Annotated in this window: 14 protein-coding genes and 1 pseudogene; 11 read left to right on the forward strand and 4 right to left on the reverse strand. The window is 59.3% G+C overall.

Annotation, left to right across the window (positions count from 1 at the left end):
• Window positions 1–63 precede the first annotated feature (63 nt).
• Both FPT12_RS24045 and FPT12_RS24050 read left to right on the forward strand, forming a co-directional pair.
• Complete coding sequence (locus FPT12_RS24045; RefSeq protein ID WP_145020962.1) at window positions 64–681, forward strand: TPM domain-containing protein; 618 nt, start codon at window positions 64–66, stop codon at window positions 679–681.
• 109 nt (window positions 682–790) lie between these two features.
• Window positions 791–2008, forward strand: a complete 1218-nt coding sequence (locus FPT12_RS24050; RefSeq protein ID WP_145020965.1) for an SAM-dependent methyltransferase — start codon at window positions 791–793, stop codon at window positions 2006–2008.
• Here FPT12_RS24050 and FPT12_RS24055 read toward each other — a convergent pair.
• A complete protein-coding gene (locus FPT12_RS24055) occupies window positions 2001–2921 on the reverse strand; it encodes a DMT family transporter (protein WP_145020968.1) in 921 nt (306 codons plus the stop codon). The two genes, FPT12_RS24050 and FPT12_RS24055, sit on opposite strands and share 8 nt — an antisense overlap.
• Before the next feature lie 215 nt (window positions 2922–3136).
• Here FPT12_RS24055 and FPT12_RS24060 point away from each other — a divergent pair, with 215 nt between their 5' ends.
• The 3 genes from FPT12_RS24060 to FPT12_RS24070 are packed head-to-tail and all read left to right on the forward strand — an operon-like array spanning window position 3137 to window position 4440.
• Window positions 3137–3718 (forward strand): DJ-1/PfpI family protein, encoded by a 582-nt coding sequence (locus FPT12_RS24060; RefSeq protein ID WP_145020971.1) that lies wholly within the window; start codon window positions 3137–3139, stop codon window positions 3716–3718.
• A 14-nt stretch (window positions 3719–3732) separates the two neighbouring features.
• A complete protein-coding gene (locus FPT12_RS24065; RefSeq protein WP_145020974.1) occupies window positions 3733–4038 on the forward strand; it encodes a ribbon-helix-helix domain-containing protein in 306 nt (101 codons plus the stop codon).
• A 57-nt stretch (window positions 4039–4095) separates the two neighbouring features.
• The gene (locus FPT12_RS24070; protein ID WP_145020977.1) at window positions 4096–4440 is read left to right on the forward strand and encodes a YegP family protein; all 345 of its coding nucleotides are present in this window, start codon (window positions 4096–4098) and stop codon (window positions 4438–4440) included.
• Window positions 4441–4500: 60 nt separating this feature from the next.
• Here the strand turns inward: FPT12_RS24070 and FPT12_RS24075 are convergent, their stop codons facing one another.
• A complete protein-coding gene (locus tag FPT12_RS24075; RefSeq protein WP_145020980.1) occupies window positions 4501–5520 on the reverse strand; it encodes a DUF4917 family protein in 1020 nt (339 codons plus the stop codon).
• Window positions 5521–5674: 154 nt separating this feature from the next.
• Between FPT12_RS24075 and yiaY the strand changes: the two genes are divergently transcribed.
• Window positions 5675–6823 carry an L-threonine dehydrogenase gene (gene yiaY / locus FPT12_RS24080; RefSeq protein ID WP_145020982.1) on the forward strand — a complete coding sequence of 383 codons (1149 nt, stop codon included), beginning with the start codon at window positions 5675–5677 and terminating at the stop codon, window positions 6821–6823.
• Between the two features lie 9 nt (window positions 6824–6832).
• On the opposite strand, the gene FPT12_RS24085 is transcribed toward yiaY, so the two are convergent.
• A complete protein-coding gene (locus FPT12_RS24085; RefSeq protein WP_145020985.1) occupies window positions 6833–8014 on the reverse strand; it encodes a multidrug effflux MFS transporter in 1182 nt (393 codons plus the stop codon).
• 353 nt (window positions 8015–8367) lie between these two features.
• On the opposite strand from FPT12_RS24085, the gene FPT12_RS24090 reads away from it, so the two are divergent.
• The 5 genes and pseudogenes from FPT12_RS24090 (at window position 8368) to FPT12_RS24110 (ending at window position 11838) form a co-directional block, all read left to right on the forward strand.
• Complete coding sequence (locus FPT12_RS24090) at window positions 8368–9108, forward strand: hypothetical protein (protein ID WP_145020988.1); 741 nt, start codon at window positions 8368–8370, stop codon at window positions 9106–9108.
• A 4-nt stretch (window positions 9109–9112) separates the two neighbouring features.
• Window positions 9113–9526, forward strand: coding sequence for a fosfomycin resistance glutathione transferase (gene fos, locus FPT12_RS24095; protein WP_145020991.1), 414 nt, complete (start codon window positions 9113–9115; stop codon window positions 9524–9526).
• Window positions 9527–9553: 27 nt separating this feature from the next.
• A pseudogene (locus FPT12_RS24100) lies at window positions 9554–9721 on the forward strand (LysE family translocator); the annotation flags it as partial.
• 119 nt (window positions 9722–9840) lie between these two features.
• Entirely contained in the window at window positions 9841–11184 is a 1344-nt protein-coding gene (locus FPT12_RS24105) for a GGDEF domain-containing protein (protein ID WP_145020993.1), read from the forward strand.
• 129 nt (window positions 11185–11313) lie between these two features.
• On the forward strand, window positions 11314–11838 hold the full coding sequence (locus tag FPT12_RS24110; RefSeq protein ID WP_145020997.1) for a DUF4142 domain-containing protein: 525 nt from the start codon (window positions 11314–11316) through the stop codon (window positions 11836–11838).
• Window positions 11839–11910: 72 nt separating this feature from the next.
• On the opposite strand, the gene FPT12_RS24115 is transcribed toward FPT12_RS24110, so the two are convergent.
• A complete protein-coding gene (locus tag FPT12_RS24115) occupies window positions 11911–12450 on the reverse strand; it encodes an AidA/PixA family protein (RefSeq protein WP_145021000.1) in 540 nt (179 codons plus the stop codon).
• Window positions 12451–12530 lie beyond the last annotated feature (80 nt).

Here is a 12530-nt window from a genome sequence, read left to right on the forward strand (position 1 = left end):
GTTTCGGGGGCGGCGGTTCGTCGGGCGGCTGGTGATAACAATAATGAGCGAGCATTCAAAACCATGGCATTACTGACGGAACACGAACAGCGCAAAGTCGCCGAGGCCATCGCGCGTGTCGAGCGCGACACCGACGCTGAACTGGTCACCGTGCTCGCGGCCCGGGCCGACGACTACGCGTACATCCCGCTGCTCTGGGCCAGCCTGCTGGCGCTGATCGTGCCGGGCATCGTGCACTACGTTACCGGCTGGCTGAACATGCACAGCTTGCTGCTGGTGCAGTGGGTGAGTTTTATCGTGCTGTGCCTGGTGTTCCGGATTCCGTCGATCACCACCCACCTGATCCCGCGGTCGGTGCGCCATTGGCGCGCCTCGAACCTGGCGCGTCGGCAATTTCTGGAGCAGAACCTGCACCACACCGTCGGCGGCACCGGCGTGCTGATTTTCGTCTGTGAAGCCGAGCGCTATGTGGAGATTCTGGTGGACGAAGGGATTTCCAGGCGGCTGCCTGCCAAAAGCTGGGATCCGATCGTCGCGGCCTTCACCCGACAGGTGAAACAGGGCCAGACGTTGCAGGGCTTTGTCACCTGCATCGAGGCCTGTGGCGAGTTGCTCAAGGTGCATGTGCCGGTAACGCAAGTGCGCAATGAGTTGCCAAACCGGTTGGTGGTGTTGGGCTGATTTTTTGGGGGCTGTTGTGCCGTTGGGTAAATAACTGCGTGTCCCGACGCGCCATCCCCCCTAAAATACCGGTCACTCCCCGATCCGCACCGCCCGAGGCGCTTTTTACATGTCTGTTACCGCAACTCCCGCCAGCCTCACGCCGGATCATCACGCGCAATTCATCGACCTGCTGAGCACCAGCCTGGCACAGAACGCCTTCATCAAACTGGTGCTGGCCAAGTACGTCGGCGCTGAAGTCGACTTGCAGCGAATCATCATCAAGCAGCTGACGGTCAAGGAGCAGCCGTGCCTGTCCTTCGTCTATCGCTACAAGACGCGTGACATCACCAAGAATTTTCCGATCGAAGAGGGCATCGCGACGATTGCTGCGCTGTTGCCGCAGGACTTCAAGAACGCTCACCTGCTGGCGCTGACCGATGAAGCCCAGCTCGAATACAGCAAGAAGGGCAAGAGCTCGCTGTTCAAGAGCAAACCCCAGCAACTGCGCGAAGTGCCGTCCGCCGAGCACAACCGTGAGAAGAACCGCTTCCTCGACCTGACCCGACCGTTCCTCGCGGATCTCGGTGTAACGAACAGCAAGCACGAGCTGATTCCGGCGATGTCGCGCAAGTGGAAGCAGATCAACAAGTTCATCGAAGTCTTCAGCCATGCGCTGACGTCTTCACCGCTGGCGCTGGATAAACCGGTACGGGTGGCGGACTTCGGTTCAGGCAAGGGTTACCTGACCTTCGCCATTCACGATTACCTGCGCAACACCTTGCATGCCGAAGGCATGGTCACCGGTGTCGAGTTGCGCGAAGACATGGTCAACCTGTGCAACACCGCTGCCACGCGCCTGGAGCATCCGGGGCTGGTATTCAAATGTGGTGATGTGCGCAGCGTGGCGCCGAGCGAGCTGGACGTGATGATCGCCCTGCATGCCTGTGACATCGCCACCGACTACGCGATCCACACCGGCATCCGCTCCGGTGCCGCGATCATCATGTGCTCGCCGTGCTGCCATAAGCAGATACGCCTGCAAATCCAGAGCCCGGCGCTGCTCAAGCCGATGCTGCAATACGGTTTGCACCTCGGTCAACAGGCCGAAATGGTCACCGACAGCCTGCGCGCGTTGTTCCTCGAGGCCTGCGGGTATGAAACCAAGGTCTTCGAGTTCATCTCTCTGGACCACACCAACAAGAACAAGATGATCCTGGCGGTCAAACGCGCTGAACCGGTGGACCCGGCCCAGCTGTTGGTGAAAATCCAGGAGCTCAAGGCGTTTTACCACATCACCGAGCATTGTCTGGAAACGTTGCTGCGGGCCGATGGGCTGCTTATTTGAGCAGATTGGTCTGAATACCCGCCGGTAACGTGCCTGGTTGCGCCGGGCGCACTGCGGTCTTGCGCCCGAGCATCACGGTGATGATCACCCCGACCGCAAACAGCCAGGTAATCGGTTCGATGTGTTCACCAAAAAACAGTGCCGAAAAGGCGATGGTGAAGAAGATCTGCAGCAGCTGGATCTGACTGACCCGGGCGATGCCACCCATCGCCAGTCCGGCGTACCAGGCGAAGAAACCGATGAACTGCGAGAACAGCGACACGTAACCGAACGCCCACCAGGTTTTCGCCGAAATCTCGCCTTGGTGCTGCAGCGCCAGATACGTCACCGGGCCGATCAACAACGGTGTCGACAGCACCAGCGCCCAGCAGATCACTTGCCAGCCGCCCATCTCCTTGGCCAACCGGCCACCTTCGGCGTAACCCAGGCCGCCGATGGCAATTGCCCCGAGCATCAATAAATCACCGGCCTGGATACTTCCGGCACCGCTGATCAACGCGTAACCCAGAACCAGCGCGCTGCCCAATGCGGCACAGGCCCAGAAGGCTTTCGACGGTCGTTCATGGGACAGCCACGCCGCATACAGCGCCACGCACAAGGGCTGCAAACCGTTGACCAGCGCGCCATGAGACGCCGGCAGCGTTTGCATGGCCCAGGCCGAAAGCACCGGGAAGCCGAGAATCACTCCAGCGATCACCAGGGTCAGGCCTTTGACCTGTTTCCAGGTCGGCCATTTCTCCCGCCGCCAGAGCAACAACATCGCCGCCGGAATCGCCGCGAACAACGCTCGGCCCAGACCATTGAGCAGCGGATGGACTTCTTGCACCACGATCCGGGTGAAGGGCAGGGTCAGGCTGAAGATGACGACGCCGAGCAGGCCCAGGGCCATGCCGGTGTTTTCGCGCGAGGACATAACGGTAACCAGAATTCGAAAGTGGCGGGAGAGCTTTCATCTAGCCATAAACCCAGGGCATGCCGCTGTTACAGCTAGGCAAAGAGTTATCCGTACAGTTTGAAATCGCCATCGCGGTAACTATGCCGTAGTAGCTGGTTATTACCCATCCCACCGGATTCGGACTACCTTGAATACTCCTGCCTGCCCAAGTCTTTACCAGAGGAGTCATCCCCATGGCCGCGAAAAAAATTCTGATGCTGGTCGGCGATTACGTCGAAGACTATGAAGTGATGGTGCCGTTTCAGGCGCTGCTGATGGTTGGTCACACGGTGCACGCGGTGTGTCCGGACAAAACCGCCGGGCAGACCGTGCGCACCGCGATCCATGACTTTGAAGGCGATCAGACCTACAGCGAGAAACCCGGTCACCTGTTCGCGCTGAATTTCGACTTCGCCAAGGTCGATGCGGCGGACTATGACGCCTTGCTGGTGCCGGGTGGTCGTGCGCCGGAATACCTGCGCCTGAACGAAAAAGTCCTGCAACTGGTGCAAGCCTTCGACAAGGCCGGCAAACCAATTGCGGCGGTCTGCCATGGTGCGCAATTGTTGGCGGCGGCGGGGATTCTTGAAGGCCGCGAATGCAGCGCTTATCCCGCCTGCGCGCCAGAGGTACGTTTGGCCGGTGGCACGTTCATCGATATTCCGGTGACGCAAGGTCACGTTCAGGGCAATCTGGCGACAGCTCCAGCCTGGCCGGCACACCCGAGCTGGCTGGCCGGTTTCCTCGGTCTGCTGGGCACCACAATCACCTTGTAAGCGGAGGCCTGCGCATGTGCGAGCTGTACGTCAAAGCCGACCCGATCCTCTACGAGTCACGCTCGCGCTCGCTGCGCATCTGCGGGGTCGTGACCACGCTGCGGCTGGAGAACCAGTTCTGGGACATCCTCAGCGAGATCGCCGAAGTCGATGGAATGACCACCAACCAGTTGATCGCCAAGCTCTATGAAGAGGTGATGGACTACCGGGGCGAAGTGGTGAACTTCGCCTCGTTTCTGCGGGTCAGTTGCACGCGTTACCTGAGTCAGCGCCGGGTAACGACGCCGGCGTTGTCAGTGGTGCGCGCGGTGGTGAAGTAGGGCTGCCTGGTCTTTACTCTGAAGCGCGTAACCTCTCAATCGCCAAGGAGAACGAGCATGTCCGGATGGTACGAATTGAGCAAAAGCATCACTGGCCAGTTTCGCTTTGTGCTGAAAGCGGCCAACGCCGAGACCATTCTCACCAGCGAGCTGTACACCACACGCAGCGCCGCCGATGACGGCATCGCCTCGGTTCAGACCAATAGCCCGCTGGATGAACGCTACGAGAAAAAGTCCACCAAGGATGGCCATCCTTACTTCAATCTCAAGGCTGCCGATCATCAGATCATCGGCAGCAGCGAAGCCTATTCTTCCGACACCGCACTGGAAAAAGGCATCGCCAGCGTCAAGGCCAACGGGCCGACCAAGGTGATCAAGGACAAAACCTTGCCGGTTTTCTGAATACACCGAAAATCCAACGTGGGAGCGAGCTTGCTCGCGAAGGCGTCAGCTTCGCCGCCGCTAAACCTCGACTGGAACGGATAGCTTCGGGCTACCCAAGGCATGGCTCTTCGAATCAAAAAACCTCAGATCCACGCCAGTCCCTTCAAACACCTTCGCGTAATGCCGCTTCTGGCTCTGGATGAACGCCGCGCTGCGCGGGTAAATCGAGACTGCCACGGTTTTCGGTTTCGCCTGGCGCAGCGCATGAACGATGTGAGCGTCCTGCTTGCCCAGGCTGTGGCCGAAGATGCACAGCGCGTTGCTTTGCTTGAGTAACTGGTCATAGCAGAACGACAGATAATCCGAACTGCGGATGGTCTTGAGTTTGTCTTCGCTGCTGCCTTCGCTGACGAACAGCGGCACGTCGTCCAGCGTCTTGATCGTGTTGTTGATCGCAAAACTGCCCAGCAGCGTGCCCTCGGTCGAGGTCAGTTTACGTGCGGTGCCGTCCTGGTTGCGCACCAGGTGCAGGCCACCGTGCAGGTAGAGCAGGCGGGTTTTATCCGCGGTGCTGGCGCTCAGGTCGAAGCTCGGCTCGGTGCCGTGAAACAGGTCACTGATGGCGTCGGCTTGGTGCTGGATCGCCCAGTAATTAAGCAGGTCGTAGTTGGTGGTAAACACTGTCGGATAGGTGCTCAACTCCTGATTGATTGCCGCCAGGCTTGAGGCCTGCACCAGGCGCCACGGGATATGCACGGCGTGCACGGTATTGATCAGCGCTTCCTTGATCGCGTAGTAGCGATTGCGCGGTGCGGCGGAACTCACGGCCAGGGCCTTGTTGACCCGGCTGGTGGTTTTCAGTGCACTCAGCACTTGCTCGAAACTGCGGGTTTGCATCGCGTCGAACACGCTCAGCTCGGACTGGCTCAACGGCTTTTCTTCGACCGTGCGGGCGTTCTCGAACAGCGAGTCGTAACCAAAGTCATCCCACACCGCGCGGCTGGCGCCGTTGCCCACCAGCAGGCCGCTGAACGGGGTGGTTGCGCGCAACGCATTCCAGTCTTCTAGTCGGGCATCAAATTCCTGGAAATCGGTCATCGCGTCGGTCATCTCAAGCAGGTGGAGTGCAGGGCGCAGACTTTATCACGACCGGGTGTTGAGCCAGATCAAGATGCACAGTGACCGATGAGTCGATCCTTCGGGCATTCGCTGAATCGGGGGGCCGGTTCGGCACCATCGAAGAGGACTCGTCATGACCAGCACGTTTTTCATTCCTGCCGTGAACATCATGGGCACCGGTTGCCTCGACGAAGCCATGAATGCCATTCGCAACTATGGCTTTCGCAAGGCCTTGATCGTAACGGACGCAGGATTGGCCAAGGCTGGGGTGGCAGCCCTGATTGCTGAAAAACTGGCGATGCAGGACATCGACTCGGTGATTTTCGACGGTGCCAAACCGAACCCGAGCATCGCCAACGTCGAGAGCGGCCTGGAACTGCTCCAGCGCAGCCAATGTGATTGCGTGATTTCCCTGGGCGGCGGCTCGCCCCACGATTGCGCCAAAGGCATCGCGTTGTGCGCTACCAACGGCGGCAAGATCGCCGATTACGAAGGCGTCGACCAATCAGCCAAGCCGCAATTGCCGCTGATCGCGATCAACACCACCGCCGGCACTGCCAGCGAGATGACCCGCTTCTGCATCATCACCGACGAGTCGCGCCACGTGAAAATGGCTATCGTCGACCGCAATGTAACGCCACTGCTGTCGGTCAACGACCCGACGCTGATGGCGGGCATGCCCAAGGGCCTGACCGCAGCGACTGGCATGGACGCCTTGACCCACGCCATCGAAGCCTACGTTTCCACGGCCGCCAACCCGATCACTGACGCCTGCGCGCTGAAAGCCATCGAGCTGATCAGCCGTAACCTGCGCCTGGCCGTACACGATGGCAGCGACATGATCGCCCGGGAAAACATGGCGTATGCGCAGTTCCTCGCCGGCATGGCATTCAACAATGCTTCGTTGGGGTTTGTACATGCGATGGCGCACCAATTGGGCGGTTTTTATGACTTGCCCCACGGTGTCTGCAACGCGGTACTGCTGCCGCACGTGCAGAGCTTCAACGCCGCGGTCTGCGCCGAACGCCTGGTCGTGGTGGCGCAGGCTCTGGGGGCCGACACTCGTGGCGTCAGCCCGGAAGAGGGCGCCCAGGCGGCCATTGCGGCGATCCGCACGCTGGCCAGGGATGTCGAGATTCCCGGCGGTTTGCGCGACCTCGGCGCCAAGCTGCAAGACATCCCGATCCTCGCCGCCAACGCCTTGAAAGACGCCTGCGGCCTGACCAATCCACGGGCCGCGGATCAGCGGCAGATCGAGGAGATCTTTCGCAGCGCGTTTTGAATGGCGGCGTTACCGGGCGCTTTGTTCGATGATTTCGGGACGCGGCACAAGCGTTACGCAGAGCATCGCGCCGAGGGCCAACAGGCTGCACAACAATGACAACGGCCAAGCCTGCTGGCTGGCCAGCAGGCTGGCGATGCCACCGATAATGGCGGCCATCAGTTGATGGATAAAGCCGCTCAAGGCCATTGCATAAGCACCACTGACCGGCGAGCCATCGTTGGCCAGGGACAGGCTGATGGGATAAATCAGCGATTGGCCGAGCACCGCAACGCAGTAAGGCAACCACAGCAGTAGCGCCAGTGCAGTTGCCTGCAGGCTGCCCAGTAACATGACCGCGCTGCCGAGCAACATCAAGCCCACTCCCGCGTTCATCAACCGGTGCTGACCGGTGTGCAGGACGTAGCGATTGATCACCAGCGCCCCGAAAAAATAGGCTGCACTGATTGGCCATCCCAAGAGGCCGTACTCGACCGCAGACCAGTTGAATGAACCTTGCAGAATTGCTGGTGCGGCGGTGTTGAACGCGACGATTACTCCGTAACCGAGACCACCGGTGAGTGCTGGAAGCAGAAAATTCCGATGACGCAGAATGCGCCAGTAAATGGGCCAACTGGATGACTGACTTTTCGTTTCTACCAATGTCGGGAAGGTGACCCGTACTACCACTATCCCCATCAACAGGCTCGTGCCGCCCAGCAAATAAAAGATGGCTGACCAGCCCAGTGCAACCTGTATCAGTGAGCCCAGGTATTGTCCGATCCCTAATGCAACCACAAAGGAAATCGAAATCCAGGACAGTGCCTTGGCTAACAGATCTCCGCGAAAGCTGTCGCGAATCAGCACTCGGGCCATGACTGAAATCCCACTGGCGCCAATACCCTGAACCAACCGTAGTGCAAGGAATGACTCCAGGGTGGTGCCCATGGGCAAGGCCAGATTACCCAGCCCATAGATGCCTAACGCCGCGATCAGCACCGGCTTGCGACCAATGCGCTGGCTCAGGCTGCCCCAGAACAACATGGGCAGCGCCATGCCAATCAGGTACACCGCCAGCCCCCAGGAAACCTGCGAAGCCTCGCTGTTCAGGTACCGGGCAATCTCCGGCAGGGCCGGGAGATAAATGCTCATGCCCAACTGCGCGAGAAAAACCGTAGAGCAAGTGATGACGAGTGTTGTACTGCTTTTCAAGAACTGTTTCCTGGAGCGTCAATGGCCGGTGTTTCGGCTGTGAGCGCGCAATAGGTCGATGATCAGCTCGCAAAAAACGGCTGACCTGCGTGGGTTCCATGTCCGCACCAAAGGTCATTGCTTCAGTGCTGCCCGGTCCGTGTGAGGCTGTCAAAGCGTTGGATATTAACCTGAAGTTTTTCCAAGAATACGGAATATTAGAAGGCTCAGCGTCATTCGATGTATGCACCTGGCATCGCAGCCCTCGCGTCATGGCGACGATCAGGCATTGAACGGGTTGAATCGACAGACCGGGCAGGCGATAGTGCACGGCCGATCTTTTATCAATTGATGACGTTCGCAAGGAACAGGGAATGACCTTGAAATACAGCTGGTTGGGATGTGTGGCAATGAGCGGTGCGCTGGGCGCGACCCAGGCCTATGCCGAGTGTGTAACACCGCCATTGCCCGAGGGTGTACCGGGTTATTCGGTGTGCAAGGACTGGCCGGCCTATGACGGCCAGACCATCACTGCACTGTCGCAGATTGAGCTGGACTCGACTCATAGCGATGAGCCTGACGGCATGGGTATGTACGACTTGAAACTGGCGGTGGTGTCCAACGTCGACGGCAAGCCGCTGGCCCTCTATTCCAAAGCCTCGGTGTTCAGCTCCGATGCCATCCGGTTCGATGGGCTGAGCATCGATACCGCACGCTACAAGCTCACCTCCGACCTGCGAGCGTTCGGCGTGCGGGCAGGTTTCACCGGCTCGTCACGGGCCAATCCTTTCGGCGAGTCCCAGCTGTCGCTGTATGTTCGCGAAGGCAACACACTGCGCCCGGTCCTGGAGCAGCTGGTGATCGAATCCGGTGGCGGTGAGTGGGATACCAACTGTGCGGGCGAGTTCTCGAACATCAAACGCACTCTGGATATAGCCAAAACCAGCAGCCACGGCTTCGCCGACCTGATCGTTAAATCGGTGACCACCGGCTCGCAAGACTCGGTGAAAAATGGCGAATGCGAATCCAAAGATACAGTGGGCAAAACGGTACTGACGACGCTGCGTTATGACGGTCAGCGGTATGTTGTTCCGAAAGAGTTAAAAGGGCTCTGAACCGATGCTCTCCGGCCTCAACCATCTGACCCTGGCGGTCACTGATCTGGACCGCAGCGTGGCGTTCTATCATGGCCTGTTGCAACTGCGCCTCGACGCCACCTGGGACGGCGGCGCCTATCTGTCGTTGCCGGGGTTGTGGCTGTGCCTGTCTCTCGATCCGCTGCGCGAGCCTGAGGCGGCGGTCGATTACACTCATTACGCATTCAGCGTAGCCGCCAGCGACTTCCCGGTATTGGTTCAACGACTGCGAGCTGTGGGTGTTTTAGAGTGGCGGGACAATCGCAGCGAAGGCGCGTCGTTTTATTTCCTGGATCCGGATGGGCACAAGCTTGAACTCCATGTCGGGGATCTGGTGTCGCGACTTGAGGCGTGCCGCCAGAGACCTTATGCCGGGATGAAGTTTTTCACTCCGTGACCGGGCGCACTCCCGGCATGTCCATAGCTGATTTTTCCGAGTTTCGTTGGCGGTAGCGCCGCATACGCTATTCTGATCGGCATTGTGGGCACTCGTCGGGTTCAGCGTCATGAGCTGGCAATTACCCGGATTTGCGGGGTAATGTTCATCGGTTTCGCCATCAACGCCTTGCTGCACGCGGTGCCGGGGGGCTGACGAATAAAGTTTGAGGCTGCGCGCAGGGCTGCGACAGCAGCATCAGGACATCCGTTTCAGCGATGCCGGGTCCAGGGATTGATACTCACGGCTGCACTTTTGGACAGTATCCATCTTTGATGACCACCAGTAATTCCGCGCCGCTGGCGAGCTACATCGATCTTTTGCTCGACGTCGTGTGTGCGGTCGATAGCCAGGGGCGCTTCGTCTTTGTCAGTGCCGCTAGCGAGCGAGTGTTCGGTTACACGCCGGACGAGCTGATCGGCCAGTCGATGATCGAGATGGTCCACCCGGCCGATCGCCAACGGACTCTGGACGCCGCTCGGGAAATCATGCGCGGCCAACCCAACCCGAACTTCGAAAACCGCTACCTGCGCAAGGATGGTCAGGTGGTGCATCTTCTCTGGTCGGCGCGTTGGTCTGAAGTCGATCAACTGCGTATCGCCGTGGCCCGTGACATCACCGAGCGCAAACAGGCAGAGTCCCGGCAGGCCGCACTGTACGCGATCTCCGAAGCCGCCCATGCCGCTGAGGATTTGCTGGCGCTGTTCAAGCTCGTTCATCAACTGATTGGCGAATGGCTGCCGGCGTTGAACTTCTCGGTGGCGCTCTATGACGAGCACTGCGAGCAATTGAGTTTCCCTTACCACGTCGACGAACACGAGAGCGATCCGCTGTGCAGCGTTACCGGCCGGCTTTGCACCGAGGTGATCCAAACGGGGCAGCCGGTGCTGGTGACGCCTGACCAACCTGTCTTGATGCCCGGACTGTCCGAGGTCGGCAATGGCCAGGATTCACCCTGCTGGCTGGGCGTACCGCTGAACTCACAGAAAGGCACCATCGGTGCACTGATCGTCAAAAGCGTACCCGGTGGCGAACGCTATACCGAGCGCGACAAGGAGCTGCTGCAATACGTCTGTGCCCAGCTCGCGGCAGCCATTGAGCGCAAGCAGTTGCACTGCCGGCTGCAATTCATGGCGCAGCACGACCAGTTGACCCGTTTGCCTAACCGCGAACTGTTGCGTGAACGCCTGACTGCTGCCCTCGGCAAAGCCAGAAGAGACTCTGGACAGATGGCGCTACTGTACGTCGACCTGGACCACTTCAAGCAGGTCAACGACACCTATGGCCATGGCGTCGGCGACATGTTGCTGCAAGCCGTGGCCAATCGACTGCAAGGCTGCGTGCGTGAGACCGACACGGTGGCGCGCATTGGCGGTGATGAGTTTGTCGTCCTGCTCGACAGCATTCACGCTGCCGAAGACGCGGCCCGTGTGGCGATCAAAATCTGTCAGGTGCTCGGCCAGCCGATGCGTCTGGACAGCCATAGCCTGAACATCATGCCGAGCATCGGTATCGCGCTTTACCCCGAGCATGGCAGTGAGGAAAAGCAATTGTTCAAGCACGCAGATGAGGCCATGTACGCTGCCAAGCGCTTGAGCGGGCGCCTGGACCGCGCCTGATTCGACTTTGGCGCGGGGCACCGTTCGTCGCGGCAGGCTCAACTTTTCTAAACCTTTGTGGCGTTTTAACTTCAGACGTCAGGCGGGGATGCCCGCTGCACTCATTTGCCTGTTCAGGAGGGCGTGACCATGAAACGTATGGCCAGCCGATTACCGACCATCAGTTTTGCCGTGTTGCTGGGTCTGGGCGCCAGCAGCGCTTTTGCCCAGTCGCCAGCCGAATTCATCAACGACACCTCGGCCAAAGGCATGGCCGAGATTGAAGCCAGCCGCCTGGCTCACCAGAAAACCGAATCCAAAGAGGTCAAGGATTATGCGATTGTGGTGATCAACGACCGTACGACGGCCAACCAGCATCTGGAGAAAATCGCCAAGAAACTCGATCTGCCCGTTGCCCCCAGAGACGAGCTGGCCAGCAAGGCCAAGGCGTTGATTCCTGAGGTCAAGGACGGCGACTCGTTTGACGCGGCCTATGCCGCCAGCCAGGTGAAAACCACTCAGGAAGCCATCGAACAGTTGAAGCAGGAGGCACAAACCACCGACGTGCCGGAGCTCAAGGCCTTCGCTGCAGAGACGCTGCCCAAGCTCGAAAATCACCTGAAAATGGCCAGGGCCCTTCAGGCCAACAGCCAATCGGGTCGGGTGGATGGTTGACGCGGACGATGGGTATTACGACGGATCACCGCAGGAAAAACTGAAAACCGGCTATTGAGGCCGGTTTTTTGTTTAGCTCGACAGCTTCACCCCAACCGTCCAGCTGAAATACCCCAGCACTTCACAGCTGCTGTTCACCAGCATAAAGCTCAGCTCGCACTGCTCGACACCGGTGCTCTGCTGCTGGCAATGCCAGTAGTGATCATCGGCTTTCACCGGGAGTGGTTCGGTGGGGGATTCGGGATTTGGGGCGGCCAAGGTCTGGCCGTTGTGCACCACTAGATGTGGTTTTGAGAACACCCCGGCGTCGCCCACGGTCAGGTTGTAAAACACCACGCTGTGCTCGGCGTGCAGGCCGACGGTTCGGCCACGGATGTGGAAGGTTTTGGTTGAACTTGCGGGTAGTTCAAGGCAAGTGCTCTTGGACGTTGGCGTTGTTCCCGGGGACGCGCCAAAGGTGAAAATGAAGCCGTCCTCGATCACGGTCGGTTGCTGCGGGTCGAGGCTCGGTTCGGGGTAGCGGGTGAGCAGGGTTTCGGCGTCGACAATCAGCAACACATTGGTTGCCTGCTCAGCGATGGATGACGGGTTTGCGCTGGTATCTGTGGACATCACGGCTTCCTTTCATGATGTGGGTGGATCGCGGCGCACCGCTGCGGCTTACGCAAGACATCCAGTTCCAGTCGGGGCGC

It is taken from the genome of Pseudomonas sp. H3(2019), from assembly GCF_007713465.1.
Classification (GTDB): domain Bacteria; phylum Pseudomonadota; class Gammaproteobacteria; order Pseudomonadales; family Pseudomonadaceae; genus Aquipseudomonas.

What these genes read in the sequence shown, in the direction of transcription:
- FPT12_RS24045 (WP_145020962.1), top strand. Translation starts at nt 64, where the DNA reads ATGGCATTACTGACGGAACACGAACAGCGCAAAGTCGCCGAGGCCATC.
- FPT12_RS24050 (WP_145020965.1), top strand. Translation starts at nt 791, where the DNA reads ATGTCTGTTACCGCAACTCCCGCCAGCCTCACGCCGGATCATCACGCG.
- FPT12_RS24055 (WP_145020968.1), bottom strand. Translation starts at nt 2,921, where the DNA reads ATGTCCTCGCGCGAAAACACCGGCATGGCCCTGGGCCTGCTCGGCGTC.
- FPT12_RS24060 (WP_145020971.1), top strand. Translation starts at nt 3,137, where the DNA reads ATGGCCGCGAAAAAAATTCTGATGCTGGTCGGCGATTACGTCGAAGAC.
- FPT12_RS24065 (WP_145020974.1), top strand. Translation starts at nt 3,733, where the DNA reads ATGTGCGAGCTGTACGTCAAAGCCGACCCGATCCTCTACGAGTCACGC.
- FPT12_RS24070 (WP_145020977.1), top strand. Translation starts at nt 4,096, where the DNA reads ATGTCCGGATGGTACGAATTGAGCAAAAGCATCACTGGCCAGTTTCGC.
- FPT12_RS24075 (WP_145020980.1), bottom strand. Translation starts at nt 5,520, where the DNA reads ATGACCGATTTCCAGGAATTTGATGCCCGACTAGAAGACTGGAATGCG.
- yiaY (WP_145020982.1), top strand. Translation starts at nt 5,675, where the DNA reads ATGACCAGCACGTTTTTCATTCCTGCCGTGAACATCATGGGCACCGGT.
- FPT12_RS24090 (WP_145020988.1), top strand. Translation starts at nt 8,368, where the DNA reads ATGACCTTGAAATACAGCTGGTTGGGATGTGTGGCAATGAGCGGTGCG.
- fos (WP_145020991.1), top strand. Translation starts at nt 9,113, where the DNA reads ATGCTCTCCGGCCTCAACCATCTGACCCTGGCGGTCACTGATCTGGAC.
- FPT12_RS24105 (WP_145020993.1), top strand. Translation starts at nt 9,841, where the DNA reads ATGACCACCAGTAATTCCGCGCCGCTGGCGAGCTACATCGATCTTTTG.
- FPT12_RS24110 (WP_145020997.1), top strand. Translation starts at nt 11,314, where the DNA reads ATGAAACGTATGGCCAGCCGATTACCGACCATCAGTTTTGCCGTGTTG.
- FPT12_RS24115 (WP_145021000.1), bottom strand. Translation starts at nt 12,450, where the DNA reads ATGTCCACAGATACCAGCGCAAACCCGTCATCCATCGCTGAGCAGGCA.